Source organism: Kribbella qitaiheensis, assembly GCF_042657745.1.
Classification (GTDB): Bacteria; Actinomycetota; Actinomycetes; order Propionibacteriales; family Kribbellaceae; genus Kribbella; species Kribbella qitaiheensis.
Genome location: NZ_JBHSKE010000019.1, coordinates 72628 through 86682 on the forward strand (window position 1 = coordinate 72628; position 14055 = coordinate 86682).

General features: G+C 66.2%; 16 protein-coding genes. 4 read left to right on the top strand and 12 right to left on the bottom strand.

Annotated elements, in window-relative coordinates:
• Window positions 1-33: 33 nt before the first annotated feature.
• Window positions 34-1278 carry a neutral zinc metallopeptidase gene (locus ACFPJ1_RS16380; RefSeq protein ID WP_380104662.1) on the top strand — a complete coding sequence of 415 codons (1245 nt, stop codon included), beginning with the start codon at window positions 34-36 and terminating at the stop codon, window positions 1276-1278.
• Between the two features lie 8 nt (window positions 1279-1286).
• Here ACFPJ1_RS16380 and ACFPJ1_RS16385 read toward each other — a convergent pair whose 3' ends face one another.
• From ACFPJ1_RS16385 to ACFPJ1_RS16400, 4 genes are all read right to left on the bottom strand, one after another.
• The gene (locus ACFPJ1_RS16385; protein WP_380104663.1) at window positions 1287-1655 is read right to left on the bottom strand and encodes a hypothetical protein; all 369 of its coding nucleotides are present in this window, start codon (window positions 1653-1655) and stop codon (window positions 1287-1289) included.
• 10 nt (window positions 1656-1665) lie between these two features.
• Window positions 1666-1899 carry an acyl-CoA carboxylase subunit epsilon gene (locus ACFPJ1_RS16390; RefSeq protein ID WP_380104664.1) on the bottom strand — a complete coding sequence of 78 codons (234 nt, stop codon included), beginning with the start codon at window positions 1897-1899 and terminating at the stop codon, window positions 1666-1668.
• 28 nt (window positions 1900-1927) lie between these two features.
• Entirely contained in the window at window positions 1928-3517 is a 1590-nt protein-coding gene (locus ACFPJ1_RS16395; protein WP_380104666.1) for an acyl-CoA carboxylase subunit beta, read from the bottom strand.
• 82 nt (window positions 3518-3599) lie between these two features.
• A complete protein-coding gene (locus tag ACFPJ1_RS16400) occupies window positions 3600-3974 on the bottom strand; it encodes an SCP2 sterol-binding domain-containing protein (protein ID WP_380104667.1) in 375 nt (124 codons plus the stop codon).
• 66 nt (window positions 3975-4040) lie between these two features.
• Here ACFPJ1_RS16400 and ACFPJ1_RS16405 point away from each other — a divergent pair, with 66 nt between their 5' ends.
• From ACFPJ1_RS16405 to ACFPJ1_RS16415, 3 genes are all read left to right on the top strand, one after another.
• Window positions 4041-4679, top strand: a complete 639-nt coding sequence (locus ACFPJ1_RS16405) for a TetR/AcrR family transcriptional regulator (protein WP_380104669.1) — start codon at window positions 4041-4043, stop codon at window positions 4677-4679.
• A gap of 129 nt (window positions 4680-4808) precedes the next feature.
• The gene (locus ACFPJ1_RS16410; RefSeq protein ID WP_380104670.1) at window positions 4809-7448 is read left to right on the top strand and encodes a phosphoenolpyruvate carboxylase; all 2640 of its coding nucleotides are present in this window, start codon (window positions 4809-4811) and stop codon (window positions 7446-7448) included.
• Window positions 7448-8254: a biotin--[acetyl-CoA-carboxylase] ligase gene (locus ACFPJ1_RS16415; protein ID WP_380104672.1), complete on the top strand. Its 807-nt coding sequence runs from the start codon at window positions 7448-7450 to the stop codon at window positions 8252-8254. The genes ACFPJ1_RS16410 and ACFPJ1_RS16415 overlap by 1 nt, the downstream gene beginning before the upstream one ends.
• 21 nt (window positions 8255-8275) lie before the next feature.
• On the opposite strand, the gene ACFPJ1_RS16420 is transcribed toward ACFPJ1_RS16415, so the two are convergent.
• From ACFPJ1_RS16420 to ACFPJ1_RS16455, 8 genes are all read right to left on the bottom strand, one after another.
• The gene (locus ACFPJ1_RS16420; RefSeq protein ID WP_380104673.1) at window positions 8276-8572 is read right to left on the bottom strand and encodes a hypothetical protein; all 297 of its coding nucleotides are present in this window, start codon (window positions 8570-8572) and stop codon (window positions 8276-8278) included.
• Window positions 8573-8621: 49 nt separating this feature from the next.
• Window positions 8622-9281, bottom strand: coding sequence for a hypothetical protein (locus ACFPJ1_RS16425; RefSeq protein ID WP_380104675.1), 660 nt, complete (start codon window positions 9279-9281; stop codon window positions 8622-8624).
• A gap of 15 nt (window positions 9282-9296) precedes the next feature.
• Entirely contained in the window at window positions 9297-10439 is a 1143-nt protein-coding gene (locus tag ACFPJ1_RS16430) for a hypothetical protein (protein ID WP_380104677.1), read from the bottom strand.
• A gap of 154 nt (window positions 10440-10593) precedes the next feature.
• Window positions 10594-10983: a hypothetical protein gene (locus ACFPJ1_RS16435; protein ID WP_380104678.1), complete on the bottom strand. Its 390-nt coding sequence runs from the start codon at window positions 10981-10983 to the stop codon at window positions 10594-10596.
• A gap of 30 nt (window positions 10984-11013) precedes the next feature.
• The gene (locus ACFPJ1_RS16440) at window positions 11014-11619 is read right to left on the bottom strand and encodes an HD domain-containing protein (RefSeq protein WP_380104680.1); all 606 of its coding nucleotides are present in this window, start codon (window positions 11617-11619) and stop codon (window positions 11014-11016) included.
• 44 nt (window positions 11620-11663) lie between these two features.
• Window positions 11664-12206: a nucleoside-diphosphate kinase gene (locus ACFPJ1_RS16445; protein WP_380104681.1), complete on the bottom strand. Its 543-nt coding sequence runs from the start codon at window positions 12204-12206 to the stop codon at window positions 11664-11666.
• 5 nt (window positions 12207-12211) lie between these two features.
• Window positions 12212-13135, bottom strand: a complete 924-nt coding sequence (locus ACFPJ1_RS16450) for an NAD-dependent epimerase/dehydratase family protein (RefSeq protein ID WP_380104682.1) — start codon at window positions 13133-13135, stop codon at window positions 12212-12214.
• Between the two features lie 46 nt (window positions 13136-13181).
• Window positions 13182-13910: a class I SAM-dependent methyltransferase gene (locus ACFPJ1_RS16455; protein ID WP_380104684.1), complete on the bottom strand. Its 729-nt coding sequence runs from the start codon at window positions 13908-13910 to the stop codon at window positions 13182-13184.
• Window positions 13911-14055 lie beyond the last annotated feature (145 nt).

Genomic DNA, 14055 nt, shown 5'->3' on the forward strand with positions numbered 1-14055 from the left:
TCGGTTCGCCAGGGTCAGTGAAAGGTCACCGGGTTGTCGCAGCCGCCATACGGTCAGCAGCCGAGCGGGCCGTATCCGCCCAATCAGCCGCCCTACCCGGGGCCGTCGCAGTACCAGCCCCCGCAGCAGCCGGTGCCGCCGTACCAGTCGCCGCAGCAGCCGCAGTACCGGCGGCCGCAGTACCACTACGGGCTGCCGTCGGTGGCGCCCCAGCAGGGGCAGGGATTCGGCTGGGGGCCGCAGTTCGCGCCGCCGTCCGGGCCTGGGGGTCCGGGAGGGTTCCGGCCGGGCTGGCAGCCGCAGCTGCCGCGGAAGAAGCGCTCCAAGGGCCCGCTGATCGCCATCCTGAGCGTCTGCGTGCTGGCCGTCGTCGGGCTGTGGATGTTCGGCGTGATCCGGAAGAACGCGAACGACACCCCCTACACGCAGCCCACCTACAACGTGCCGACGAACGGGCCGACGTCTTCGGAGCCCACGTCGCAGCCCACCGGCGAGCCGAGCGAGCCGAAGCCGACGACGACCACGACGAAGCCGGCCACGCCACCTCCGTCGCCCCTGTCGATCGTCGCGAACAACAAGCTGTACAGGACCGGCGTCCAGCGCACGGTCAACTGCAAGGAGGCCGGCGTCCGGCCGAACAACGCCAGGAACGCGGCGGCCTACTGGGCACGGATCAAGCCCTGCCTCGACCGGGCCTGGGCGGCGCCGGTGGCCAAGGCGGGGTACCGGTTCAAGGCGCCGGCGATGTCGTACTGGGCGGGCACCAGCGTGAGCACGCCCTGCGGCGGTGGCGCGGTCTCCGTGCCGTTCTACTGCCCGACGAACCAGATGATGTACATGAAGGTCGACGTGTTCGTGAAGTCGTACAACCAGTACCCCGACGCGGACTCCAAGGCCTACGCGCGAATGTGGTACACCCGCTCGATCGCCCACGAGTACGGGCATCACGTGCAGAACCTGACCGGCATCCTGCAGGCGGAGACGCGGCTGTCGTACGAGTCGAACGGCTATGCCGCCGAGCTGCTGCTGTCACGGCGTACGGAACTGCAGGCGAACTGCTTCGCCGGGGTCTTCCTGGCCGCGAACAAGCGCAGCTACCCGATCAACGGAGCGTTGCTCAGGGCATGGAACAAGTGGGTCGTCACGGCCGGAGATGATCCGGGCAAAGGCACCCACGGCAGCCCGGCCAGCCAGAAGCGCTTCATGGGCCGCTCGTTCGTGACCGGTAATCCCGCCAGCTGCAACACCTACAAGGCGTCGCCGGCCAGCGTGAGCTAGCCAGTGGGCTAGTCCGAGGACGGCTCCAGGCCGGACTTGGCGTCAAGCTGCTGCAGCAGGTCATGCGCGGCCAGCTCGACGTCCTTGTGCCGCCACTCGGCCGCGCGGTACACGCAGGCGATCAGTCCGGTCCGGTGCACCCGCCGGAAATCCCCGTAAACAAAGGCGTGCCGCGCCTTCGTCTCGTCGTTGGGCCCGACGGTCAACCCCAGGTGCCACAGCGCGTACTGCTCCCACCCGTGCTTGTCCAGGAACGCATTCTGCGCCTCGGCATCGGGCTGCACCTCGCCCCAGTCGCTGTCCAGCACGTACTGCCGGGCCTCGATCAAACCCCGCGCGTACTCCACTGCCGCCTTGTTGACCTCGTACTTGGCCATACGGCCAGTGTCACGGATGAGCGCTGGCCCGCCAACGACCTGGGCCGTGTTGGAGCGGGCGGCGTACGTTGCGCCAGTACGACGCCCAGTCGCTCGCGTGGTCCGGCATCCGCGTGGGCGCGGGGGCAGCGGCGGCTCGGGCGGAGATGACGGCCACCAGGGCGGCCAGTTCCTCGGGGGTCGGGTTGCCCTTGACGACCTGGATCAGTGGCTGGCTGCCTGAGGTCTCGGTCGAGTCGGTCATCGGGTTCCTCCCGTCGGGTGGTGAGTGCTCACAGTGGGATGTTGCCGTGCTTCTTGGGCGGGAGGGTGTCGCGCTTGGTCCGGAGCAGGCGAAGGGCGCGGATGATCTCGGAGCGGGTCTCGCTGGGCTTGATCACGGAGTCGATGTAGCCGCGTTCGGCCGCGATGTAGGGATTGGCCAGGGTGTCCTCGTACTCGGTGATCAACTGCTGGCGGGTGGCCTCGGTGTCGTCACCGGCTTCCGTTGCGGCGGCGAGTTCGCGGCGGTGCAGGATGTTGACCGCACCCTGGGCGCCCATGACGGCGATCTGCGCGGTCGGCCAGGCGATGTTCATGTCGGCGCCGAGGTGCTTCGACCCCATCACGTCGTAGGCGCCGCCGTAGGCCTTGCGGGTGATCACGGTGATCATCGGGACGGTCGCCTCGGCGTAGGCGTAGATCAGTTTGGCGCCGCGGCGGATGATGCCGTTCCACTCCTGGTCGGTGCCCGGCAGGAAGCCCGGCACGTCGACGAAGGTCAGGATCGGCACGTTGAACGCGTCGCAGGTTCGGACGAACCGGGCCGCCTTCTCGGAGGCGTCGATGTCGAGGGTGCCGGCGAACTGCATCGGCTGGTTCGCGACCACGCCGACCGGGCGGCCCTCGACCCGGCCGAACCCGACGATCAGGTTCGGCGCGAACAGCGCCTGGACCTCGAGGAACTCGGCGTCGTCGACGACCGCCTCGATGACGGTGTGCATGTCGTAGGGCTGGTTCGGGGAGTCCGGGATCAGCGTGTCGAGCGCCAGATCGGTCTCGGTCGGCTCCAGGTCAGCCGGTTCGTCGAAGGCGGGCGGATCTTCGAGGTTGTTCTGCGGCAGGTGCGAGACCAGCGCCTTCACCCAGTCGATCGCGTCTTCCTCGTCGCTGCCCAGGTAGTGCGCGTTGCCGGACTTGGTGTTGTGCGTCCGGGCGCCGCCGAGCTCTTCCTGGGTGACGTCCTCGCCGGTGACGGTCTTGATCACGTCCGGGCCGGTGATGAACATGTACGACGACTCGTCCACCATCACGGTGAAGTCGGTGACCGCGGGGGAGTACACGGCACCGCCCGCGCAGGGGCCCATGATCAGGGAGATCTGCGGGATCACGCCGGAGGCGCGGACGTTGCGGCGGAAGATCTCGCCGTACAGGCCGAGGCTGACGACACCTTCCTGGATCCGGGCGCCGCCGGAGTCGTTGATGCCGATCAGCGGGCAGCCGATCTTCATCGCCAGGTCCATCACCTTGACGATCTTCTCGCCGAACACCTCGCCAAGGCTGCCGCCGAAGACGGTGAAGTCCTGCGCGAACACGCACACCTGGCGGCCGTCGATGGTGCCGAACCCGGTCACCACGCCGTCGCCGTACGGGCGGTTGGCGTCCAGGCCGAACGCGCTCGAGCGGTGCCGGGCGAACTCGTCCAGCTCGGAGAAGGAGCCCTCGTCCAGCAGCATCGCGATCCGCTCCCGGGCGGTTTTCTTGCCCCGGGCATGCTGCTTCTCCACCGCGCGCTCGGACCCGGCGTGCACGGCCTCGTCCAGCCGGTGCTCCAGGTCCGCGATCTTCCCGGCGGTGGTGTGGATATTCACGGTCTCTCCCATAAGCGGGCACTCTAACTTCCCCGGCACCGACTTGGCGGGCACAGCCGGATGACGATTGCCACACCCGGCGTACCGGGGCCGGTCAGCAGGTGGCGGTCGGGCCGACGACGAACAGCTTGGTGAGGCGGGCGGCCAGCGCCAGGTCGCCCCGGACCGAGAGGCGCTGCTTGAGTACCGCGAGCACGGGATCCTCGTTGCCGGTGACAATCTTGAGCAGTGTGGCCGGGTCGGTCCGGGCCAGGCGACGACCGCGTCGAATCCGCCCCGCCCGGGCGGGGCGGAGGTACTCCGGCATCCGGCGAAAGATCTCGCGCAACGCGACCTCTCGCACACCCCCGATGAGCCGATGCCGGAGTTCTCGCTCCGAGGTCCGGTCGACCAGCCGGCCGAGTTCGGCCAGGTCGAGGGCGGTGAAGTCGTCCGACTCCAGCCACCGCGCGCTGCCACGTTCGGCCATCCAAGACCTCCCACGGCAGTTCCTACCAGACCGTAGGAATTTCCTACGCTCTGATAGCTTTGTCAAGTGGTCAGCCCTGAAGACCCGGTTGCGGAACCTCGCCGCCGCGCAGCGCACCTGGGTCCGGAACGCAGGCGCCCGCTGATCCTGGACGCCGCCCTCGAGGTCTTCTCCGAGCGCGGCTACGCCGGTACGACGATGCAGTCGGTGGCCGACGCCGCCGGTGTCACCAAGCCGGTCGTTTACGACTCCTTCGCCAACCGCGACGAACTGCTGCTCGCCCTGCTGGCCCGCGAGGAGCAGCACCTGGTGCTCTCGATCATGGCCGCATTGCCGGCCGACCCGAGCGTCGGTACGCCGGAGGAACACGTGCTCGAGGGCCTGACCGCGTTCCTGGAGACGGCGGCCAAGTCGCCGCAGTCCTGGCGGATCGTCTTCGGCGCCCAGTACGGCGCGGCGCCCGCCGTGGCCGACCGGGTCCGGGCCGCTCGTGCCTTCCTGGTGGAGGGTTTGCGGCTGACCCTTGTGCAATCGTTGCCGGGGGTCACCGAGCCGGATGCGAACCTGCCGGTGCTCGCCGAGATGCTCGCCTCGATGACCGAGTCCTGCGCCCGGATGCTCGTTGTCGACGGCACCGACCGGACCCCGGCCGAGCTCGCCAAGGTGGTCTCCCAGGTCGTCGGCGGCGGCTTCGGCAACGTCTAGCCCGACGGCCCGCCGGTACAGGTCGTTACTGTCGCGTCACCCCCACTCTTCGTCACGCTAGGTCACGGTTGTCGCTCACTGGTCGGACTGAGAGGCGAGAGTGTGCGGCCACGGATATCGTGGGCGAACGTGACCGAGACCGGCAGTCAGGCGAACGCCCGCACTCGTACCCGCGCACGTTTCGAAGTCCCCGAGGAACTGCGCGCCGACGTGCGCCTGCTCGGTGAGCTGCTCGGCCGCGTCCTGGTCGAGTACGCGGGCCAGCCGCTGCTGGACGACGTCGAGAGGCTCCGCGAGCTGACCATCGCCGGAGACGGCGAGGGGGCCGAGCGGCTGGTCGCCTCCTGGCCGCACGAACGCGCCGAGGACGTCGCCCGCGCCTTCACCTGCTACTTCCACCTGACCAACCTGAGCGAGGAGCTGCACCGCGCCCGGGTCCTGCGCGAGCGCGACCGCGCGGGTGACGCGCCGTCGGTGTCGGAGCTCGCCCAGGCGGTCGAGAAGATCTCGCTGGAGTCCGGGGAGCAGCAGGCCCGGGCTCTGCTCAACGGGCTCGAGTTCCGCCCGGTGCTGACCGCCCACCCCACCGAGGCCCGGCGGCGCGCGGTACTGGCGACCATCCGGCGGATCTCGACGCTGCTGGAGGAGCGGAGCGACCCGCGGACCGGCGACAGCGAGCTGGCCGAGAACCAGCGCCGCCTGGTCGAGCAGATCGACATCCTCTGGCGTACCTCGCAGCTGCGGACCAGCCGGCCGACCCCGCTGGACGAGGTCCGCTCGGCGATGGCGGTCTTCGAGGAGACCCTGTTCGATGTCGTGGGCAACGTCTACCGGCGGCTCGACGACGCGCTCGCGGGAGAGGCCGCCGGCACCAAGCAGCCCGTGGTGGCGCCGTTCGTCCGGCTCGGCTCGTGGATCGGCGGCGACCGGGACGGCAACCCGAACGTCACCGCCGCGATCACCCGCGAGGCCATGCAGATCCAGGCCGACCACGTACTGCGTGCGCTCGAGGGCGCCACGGACCAGCTCGGCCGCGCCCTCACCCTGGACTCGGCGACCACTCCGCCGTCCGCTCCGGTCCGGCGGCTCCTGGAGGACGCCCGCGCCGTCAACCCCGACCTGATCGCCGACATCGAGACCCGGTCGCCGTCCGAGCCGCACCGCCAGCTGCTTCTGCTCGCAGCGCGCCGGCTGGCTGCCACTCGCGCCCGGGACGCCGACTTCGGCTACCCCCGCGCCACTGACTTCCTCCACGAACTCAAGGTGCTGCAGGACTCCCTGGTGTCCGCCGGGGCACCGCGCCAGGCGTACGGCGAGCTGCAGCAGCTGATCTGGCAGGTGAGCTCTTTCGGGTTCCACCTAGCCGAGCTCGAGGTACGGCAGCACTCGTCGGTGCACACCAAGGCGCTCGAGGATGTGCTCGGCGGTGGCGAGCTCTCCGACCAGACGGAGGAAGTCCTGGCGACCCTCCGGGTGATCGGGCAGATCCAGCAGCGCTTCGGTCCCGAGGCCTGCCGCCGGTACGTCGTGTCGTTCACCCGCAACGCCGGGGACCTCGCGGCCGTCTACGAGCTCGCCGACGCCGCGATGGACGGCCGCCCGATCGAGCTGGACGTAGTACCGCTGTTCGAGACCGGTGAGGACCTGCAGAACTCGGTGGAGGTGCTGGACAACGCGATCCAGCTCACCCGGGTCCGGCACCGCCTCACGGCCAACGACCGGCGCTTCGAGGTCATGCTGGGCTACTCCGACTCCGCCAAGGACGTCGGCCCGGTCTCGGCCACCCTGGCCCTGTACGACGCGCAGGCGCGGATCACCGCGTGGGCGCAGCGCAACGCGATCCGGCTGACCCTGTTCCACGGCCGGGGTGGTGCCCTGGGCCGCGGCGGCGGCCCCGCGAATCGCGCGGTGCTCGCCCAGGCTCCGGGCTCGGTCGCGGGCCGGTTCAAGCTCACCGAGCAGGGCGAGGCGATCCCCGCCCGCTACGGCAACGCCGCGATCGCCCAGCGCCACATCGAGCAGGTGACGGCCGCGACCCTGCTGGCCTCCACCCCTGCCATCGAGGAGCGTGCCGCCGCTGCGGCCGACCGGTTCGCCGTCGTCGAGAAGACCATGGACGAGGCCTCCCGTACGACGTACCACCGGCTCGTGAAGGCCCCGGGATTCGCGGAGTGGTTCGGCCGGGTCACCCCGCTGGAGGAGCTCGGGCAGTTGCCGTTGGGGTCACGGCCGGCGCGCCGGGGAGTGGCCGTGTCGAGCCTGGAGGACCTGCGGGCGATCCCGTGGGTCTTCGCCTGGTCGCAGGCCCGGGTGAACGCCCCAGGCTGGTACGGGCTGGGTTCCGCCCTCGCCGCCGTCGGGGACGTCGCAGTACTGCAGGACGCGAACAAGAACTGGCCGTTGTTCCAGGTGATGCTGGAGAACGCCGAGATGTCGCTGGCCAAGACGGACCGGCGCATCCTCGGGCGCTACCTCGAGCTGGGCGACCGGCCGGACCTCACCCAGCAGATGCTGGACGAGCACGAACTGACCACCCAGTGGGTGCTGAAGGTGCTCGACAGCGATCGGCTGCTCAGCGGCCGCCGGGTGCTCGGCCGTGCGGTCGAGCTGCGCAACCCGTACGTGGACGCGCTGAGCTACCTCCAGCTGCGAGCCCTTCGGACCTTGCGGACGGATGACTCGCTGGACGAGGAGCAGATCGTCCGGACCAGGCGATTGCTGCTGCTGACCGTGTCAGGCGTCGCCGCCGGTCTGCAGAACACCGGCTGATGTTCGAGGACCTGGACAGGCCGCCGCTCGACGCGCGGTTCCTGCAGGGGCGGCTGGTCCGTCCCGGCTCCCTGTGGAGCCAGATCGACGTACTGACCGAGACGGAGTCGACCAACGCGGTAGTGGCGGCAGCAGCACGCGCTGGAGCGGCCGAGGGGCTGGTGGTGGCGGCGGAGTACCAGTCGTCGGGCCGTGGGCGACTGGGCCGCACGTGGACCACTCCGGCTCGCTCGGCAGTGCTCATGTCGGCCCTGCTGCGCCCGACGGCTGTCGCGGCCGTCCGCTGGCCGTGGCTGGGCCTGCTGGTCCCACTGGCCGTCGCTGCAGCCGTACGCCGGGTCGGGGAGATCCCGGCACAAGTGAAGTGGCCCAACGACGTACTCGTGGATGACCGCAAGCTGGCGGGAATCCTGCTGGAGCGGGTGGACGGCCCCGCCGCGGTCGTGGGCATCGGTCTGAACGTCACCTTGCGCGAGGACGAGCGACCCCACCCCGCGGCGACCTCCCTTGCCCTGGAAGGCGCCGCGACCACGGACCGCGCGACAGTGATGGCCGCAGTACTGCGCGAGCTGGCGACGCGGTACCAGACCTGGGTGGATGCTGCCGGGGATCCCGCGGTGATCCTGCCGGAGTACACCGAGCTGTCAGCCACCTTCGGTCGCCCCGTACGGGTAGAACTACCCGACGGCACTTTCCTGGAGGGCACGGCCAGGGAGATGGACGCGGACGGCCGCCTGGTGGTCGACACAGCCGACGGCCCACGCCCCCTGGCCGCCGGCGACGTGACTCATCTGCGGACTAGCTGACTGGCTGAACTGGCCCGCAGATCACGGATCGAGGAGGCCTTCCAATCGCGCCCGGACGACGCCGGCGTGAAATCGCTCCGGCAGTGGAATTCCGCCGATCGACAGCTCGTCGACGCTGACATCCTCCAAGGAATGTGACGGCAATCGGGACGACAAGTCGAGGCACACCGCCGCGTACTTGCGGGCGTCCTGAAGAAGCCCCTCCCGTCTTAGCCGTTCTGCGAGGACGAAGGCCAACTCGGCGGCAGCACGGTCGTCTGACTGGTCCACGGAGTTCTGGAAGCGGCGAACGAGGCTCGCTATTGAAACCAAGGGCATGGCAGTCGCATTCCTTCAGATCGCTGGCCGGTGGAGCGGTACTGATATTTCAGGGAGTGATCGGTGGGATTGACCGCAGGCAGAGGCCGTGAATGCATACCTCGAACGGATTCAGTGTGTCGTCGATCAGCAACGCGTCCCCCGCGTCTATTGCTGATCGAAGGCGCTCGGGTGACGTCCAGATCAAAGGGACATAGGAGTTCGTCCGGGCGGCTATCTGATCCTGCCCTGCGGTGATGACTATGCTGTAGTTCAACATTATCGTCCAGCGCGACTGATTCGTTCCGAGCGGGTCGGCAACCTCGTCAAATGAATGAGCGTGCAGGTGTGCGGTCCCCGCGAAGCGCGCCTCTATCAGAGCATCTGCGAGGCCGAGTTTGCGGGCCAGCAGGTTTTCCAGAACATAGGCAGTCGCGTTTGAGAGATACCCGCCTCGTCCGATTTCGACAGGAGGCTGCCCTCGGACCGGGAAGACGCCGATCTCCAAATTGGCCAGGTCCAGGTCAGGCGCAAGGACGGGTAGCAGATCCGCCGGCAGTCCCATGGTCGGAATGCTGACAACGCCGGGAAATCTACGGACCAAGGGTGTGGCACGACGCACGCCGACAAGCACTTCGGACCTCGAAGGATCGCGGTACAGCAGCGCCGAGATCACGAAGTCCGGCGCGACGTCCATCGACCGCTCGCCATCAATCAAGACCACGTTCATTTTCCCCCTGTCGCGTCAGAGTGCATCGAATATGGTCCGCCTCAGCCAGTCTTCCTTCCGTCGGAGCAACCGGTTCAACCGAGGGCGGTAGGTACGCCCGAACAAGTCGCGCGCCGGAACCACGGTCAGTGCGGTATTCCACGAGCGCGCCTGTTTGAGTTCGTCGACCTCGTCATTTCGCATCAGGTCGAGCTTGTAGATGAAGAATCCGAGGTAGGTGGTCTCCTGTTCCCGGTCGAGTATGGTGGACCCGACCAATTCCAATCTGCTGGTGTGCACATCCAGGCCGCAGGACAGGAAGAGTTCGCGCTGCGCTGCATTCCGGAACGACTTCTCCGGAAGGCTGAACTCCTCGGGCTGTCCGGACCTGATCCAGAGGTCGTCAAGTGCATCCTCGAGGTCGGCCAAGGGGCCAAGAGTGGGGTCGACCAGATCTTCCAGGAGAACACGCTCGCTGATCAGCGAAAGCGTGCTGAAGTCGTCCCGCGAGTTGTGCTCATTGCGCTGCTTCAGAATCACGGAGGGGCCGGCGGCCGTTCGCACGCACACTGCCACGACCGAGATCGGCTCGACATCGTCAGGAGCCAGTCGACCGTACGGCGCGATGCGTCGGATGGCGGGAGTGAACTCATCGCCGACCTGCATGGAACTGTCCATGGCGCAGCGAATCTGCCGAGGAGTGAGTTCGATCGCATGGTCCTCGAGGTTGCTGAGGTAGGAGTGCAGATCGCGAACCTGTTCCGCCGACATACGGGAGACCACCAGTTCGGGGGCAACCATGGACACCGGTGACTGAGGTGGCGCGACTATCGGAAGTTGACTGATGATCGCGGCTGACTCGTCCGATCCGGATCTCGCGTAGACGATGCAGTCCAGGTACAGGTCATTGAATTCGTAGATGGTCAGACGATCCGACGCATTCGGATCTGCTGTCCGCGGCGCCAACCAGTTCCGCAGTCCGGTAACGCCGGAGATCCACCGCTGCACAAGAGTTCCGAGCACACCTGGTTGACGGTAGAGCATCACTCGTTCGCGGGCCGGCGTGAAATACCGCACGCGAGCCGGCAGGCTTGCGTGCGGCTCGCGACTGCGCAGCTCATCGAACAGTTGGACCAGGCGAATAGAGCAGTGCGAAGGCAGGACGCCGATGATGTCCACCTGGTCTGAGGTCAAGAGCCCGGCCAGTATTCTGTCCACCTCGTCGGAGTTACTCCCTTGGAGGGGCACAGTGCGCGAGATCGGAATTGCGGGCGGCTGATTGGGCCGCCCCAGCGCCCGATTCGCCGCCCGTACCTCTGGCGCGTCCCGACTGTCAGACATGGCGGGCTGACAACTTTGAGGTCTGCCGCCACAAGCGGCCGACTTCGTCCATCATCACGAACCACGCTTCGTGCAGCTCGTCGTTGTCGACCGGCCGGCCACCACTGATGGCGACGACGCGCATCACGGCAACACGTGCGGATTCGCTCCTCAGCCTCAATGACAACAGGTACAGCCTGCGCCTGGCCCCACTCTCATCCAATGCCAGGACGTCGGGCAGAGGCTCGGCCGAGTCGAAGATCTCGAATATCTGCGTCGCGATCTGTCGCTGGGCTTCGACATCGCGATCCCGGCGCGCTATCGAGTTGGCGACAAGGGGAGCCGCCAAGCCGAGTAAGGCGCCGATGACCGCTGCTGCCAGTGTCACTAACTGTTGAGCCATTGGTTCCCCCCAGATGGTTCGAGTTCCAGACTAGCTGAGAATTCCCTCTGCGACCGCCCGAAGTATCATCTCTTCATTCAGTCCGGCGAGCTCTCCAAGCGACTGATCCACCCTCCGGAGGCGCTTCTGCACCTTCGCCGCCTCGACGCCGTGCTGACGCCACGAGGAATTCTCCGGATTCAGAAAGTTCAGCAGGATCGGCAGGAAGGCGTCGACACCCTTGACGAACTTGGCTTCAGGCGTCTGCTGATCCTCATACTCACGCCAGTACTGCGCCAGACGCTCGGTCGCATCGGCCGGGAACCTCTCCTTGATGGCAAGGATCGCTCCTTCTTCGCGCTCCTGCTGACCTTGTACCTCGCTGCCGAACGCGAACGTGTCTCCGACGAATGCTTCGACGACGTCGTGAACCGTCGCGAGTAGCACCGTGTGGGCGATGTCGATGTCGTAAGGGCAGTAGTCCGACAGCAGGATCACTCCCAGTGCTATATGCCACGAGTGCTCGGCCACATATTCCCGCCGATCTCCGTCGGCCAGCGGATTCTGTCGCTTGAGGTTCTTCAGGACCTCGATGCGGGTCAGGAGGTTCACCTCCGTCGGAAGGCCGGCGATGATTTCTTCTCGACTGCGTGTCATGGACTTTCCTTGGGTAGTACCGAAATCGGATGTGCGATAGTCGATCAGTTGGTGTGAAACCACAGGGCTATTTCTCGTTCGGCCTCCGCTGGATCACCGGACGCATGGATCAGGTTTTCGACGGGACGCTCCTCGCTGTTTGCAAAGTCAGTCGAGTCCGAGCTCAGGTCGCCGCGGATTGTTCCGGGAGCGGCGAAGACGGGCAGGGTGGCCCCGACCAGCTTGCGAACATTCTGGATCGCCCGGTTTCCGGATAACACGGCGGGTATGACAGGCCCGCTCTGAAGAAAGGTCACCAGCCTGCCACGGATGATCTTGCCTATTTCCAGGGGGTCTTCCGTGCCCAGTGACTGACTGGTCGAGAATCCCATCGACTGGTAGTCCTCGAGCGTCTTTCCGCCGACCGTCGCCAACCAGTCCGCGTCGCGAGGGTAGTGCGCCTCCGTCAGGTCTACTTCGTCGATTGAAACCCTGATCGAGGAGATGGCGAGTCCGGCTGCCTCGAAGCGTCGCAGGATTTCTCCGGTGAGGCGCCGCCGGTAGGCGTCAGGTTTGATCAGGATGAGTGTGTTTTCCTGCATGGTCATCGCCCTCAGTTTCTGGCACTTCTCGAATCGGATGTCACGCTGAATTCTTTTCGGTAGTGCTCGACGGTCTGCTTGATGCCGGCTTCCAGCGATATCAGGTCATTGGTCCTGATGCCCAACGGGCCGAGCGTCTCGGGATTCGCCAGCACGACCGAGTCCGCTGTCTCGCCCTTTCGTATCGGCAGGTGCTTGATCTGGCCGCTGCCAACCGCCCTCAACACCTCGCCGGCTATTTCGGCGACAGTGGTACGTCGTCCGGTGCCGGCCTCGAAGATCACGTCGGCATCTCCGCCGTCCGTGAGGTAATCGGTGCAGGCGACGATGATGTTCGCCAGATCGGTGACATAGATCATGTCCATGACCTGTTGTCCGCTGCCATATATCTCGATGTCGTCTCCGTGGATCGCACGACTGACGAATGACGGCACGATCTTGCGGACCGGGCCCCGGCCATAGGGCGGGGGAATCGACTGACCAGGGCCGTAGGCGTTGAAACCCCGGACCACTCCCACGTTCACATCGTGGTACTTGCGGTACATGGAGCAGAATCGCTCGACTGAGTATTTGGTCAGGCTGTACGGGTTGTCCTCGAACCAGTTGCCGACGGAAATATAGGTGCCGGGAGTGCGGTGCTGGGAGGCGGCTTGGAGGACGTTCAGCCCGCCGAGAATGTTTACTTCCGCGGCGGGTCGCGGATTGCTGATGGTTTCCTGGGTCCCCAGCACTCCCGCCAGATGAATCCAGGAGGTGGCCTGACCGACCGCTTCGGCGACCGCAACCTCATCCCTGATGTCGCCGACTATGAATTCGATGTCGCGTCGGTTCCGGGTGTCTATCCGGCAGTCGAAAGCGATCACCTCCGTGCCGTTGTGCAACAGTCGGTCGACGACATGTCGCCCGATGAAGCCGGATGCACCGGTCACGAGCACTGCGGATCTTCCCATGCGTGACGTCCAGTTCGGCTGAGGATCGGCTCTATTTCGTACCGACGAAGAATGAGAATGTGGGGACGAGGCCGGTCCTGTCGGTTTCAGTCTGGCGTCCGCCGGCGAGGGTCTCGTAGTCGTGCATGTCGAGGAACCAGTCGCGAAAATGGGTCAGACGCCACCCGGCCTGTATCGCCTCGTTGTAGTATTCTTCCGGCTTCCGGTAGTAATAGACGAGTGGGCCGATGATTCCTGAGATGTAGTAGTCCGAATAGATTTTGTTCTTCGCCAGCGCGCGGTTGATGAGGAAGCCTTCGGCGGTCGCCGTCCCCGCATGGGCGAAATACGGGTGGACCAGAGCGACGATCATGGTGCCGCCGGGCCGAGTGACCCGCCACAGTTCGCCGAGAGATTTGCGAAGATCTTCGACCCACATGAGGACGAGGCTGGAGACGGCGATGTCGAAGGTCTCGTCACGATACGTCAGCTGGGTGATGTCCTGGCGGCTTGTGTTGATCCCCGGCCGGCAAGGTGGTGGCGTGAGATCACATTCCCATCTCTCCAGGGCGGGCAGCGAATCGAACAACCAGCCACTGCCGCAGCCGGCGTCAAGCACCACTTTGTCTTCGGTGTCGCCGATCAGTTCGAGGAGGTTCGGCACTAGTCCGGCCGAGCGGAGGAACTCAGAGTCGCGGCTGAGATCGGTCGTGAGTGATGTGTAGCTGTGTGCCTGTTTCGCCCAACGGTCGTGGTCTGCGTTGTCGCGTGTAATGCTCATCCACCCCCCAGCTGGACATCAGCCGATCGGCCACGTCCTGCATCGTGCATTGATAACGCCTCAGTCGGCGGATGGTTATCAGCGACTGAGGTCCCCCGGCGCGTCAGGTCAGTGTGGCATGCCACTGAACGATCTTGTAGGCCCT